1 protein-coding gene is annotated in these 1124 nt (G+C 47.1%); it reads right to left on the reverse strand.

The window, feature by feature from the left end:
- Nucleotides 1-17: 17 nt before the first annotated feature.
- A protein-coding gene (locus IBT47_RS26775; RefSeq protein WP_200564283.1) for an IS3 family transposase occupies nt 18-1124 on the reverse strand; the annotation gives its coding sequence in 2 pieces (ribosomal slippage) (nt 18-868 and nt 868-1124; 1108 coding nt annotated over the 2 pieces). This gene is flagged as partial in the annotation.

Consider the following 1124-nt stretch of genomic DNA (forward strand, 5'->3'; position numbering starts at 1 on the left):
CTGTAAATAGACCCGTTTTAGTTCCACGCATTTTTTGAGATCCCGGCCAGATGATGTTGTAGTCGGTATTCCTCCGGCGTCAGGTTGTTCAGTGATTCATGCGGACGTTCAGAATTGTATTCTGACAGCCATCGCTCCGTGATTTCCCGCACTTCATTCAACGTCCTGAACAGATAAAAATCGAGTATTTCTGTACGGTATGTCCGGTTAAAGCGCTCAATGAAAGCATTCTGAGTCGGTTTGCCTGGTTTGATAAATTCCAGCTTCACTGCATGCTTTTCCGCCCACTCAGCCAGAGTCAATGAAATGAATTCTGGACCGTTATCCATACGTAGCATCACTGGATATCCCCGGTTTGCCGCGACCCGGTCGAGCACACGAACCACTCGCTGGGCTGGCAAATTCAGATCTATTTCGATTGCCAGCGCCTCGCGATTAAAATCATCAACGACGTTGAACGTACGAAAACGACGCCCACAAATTAATGCGTCGTGCATAAAATCAACCGACCAGCTCTGATTCAACGCTTCAGGCGTAGCCAGAGGTGATGGATTACGTACAGGCAGACGCTGCTTGCCTTTGCGACGAAAATTCAATTTCAGCAGACAGTAAATACGGTGGATCCGTTTGTGATTCCACTGGTACCCCTGCCGCCGCAGAACCTGAAACAATTTTGGAAAACCATATCGTGGATACCGTTCGGCTGCAGTCTGCAATGCGAAAATAACAGGGTCATCACGTGTGTTGTCAGGCCGGTAATGGTAAACCGTTCTGCTCAGATTCAGACTCCGACAGGCCTGACGAATACTGAGTCCGAATGTTGTTATAAGATGCGTTACCAGCTCACGCTTAAAGGCCGGTTTTAAAGCTTTTTTTCGATAACATCTTTCAGTGCCCGGTTCTCAAGACTAAGGTCGGCAAACATCTGTTTGAGGCGTCGGTTTTCGTCTTCAAGATCCTTTATCTTTTTAATATCAGATGATTCCATGCCACCGTATTTGGACTTCCAGTTGTAGTAGGTGGCTTCAGAGATGCCTGATTCGCGACAGACATCTTTGACAGTTCGTCCGGCTTCGACTGATTTAATCACAGCAATGATCTGATGCTCGGTAAAACGGACTTTA

It is taken from the genome of Erwinia sp. S43, from assembly GCF_016624745.1.
Taxonomy (GTDB): domain Bacteria; phylum Pseudomonadota; class Gammaproteobacteria; order Enterobacterales; family Enterobacteriaceae; genus Erwinia; species Erwinia coffeiphila.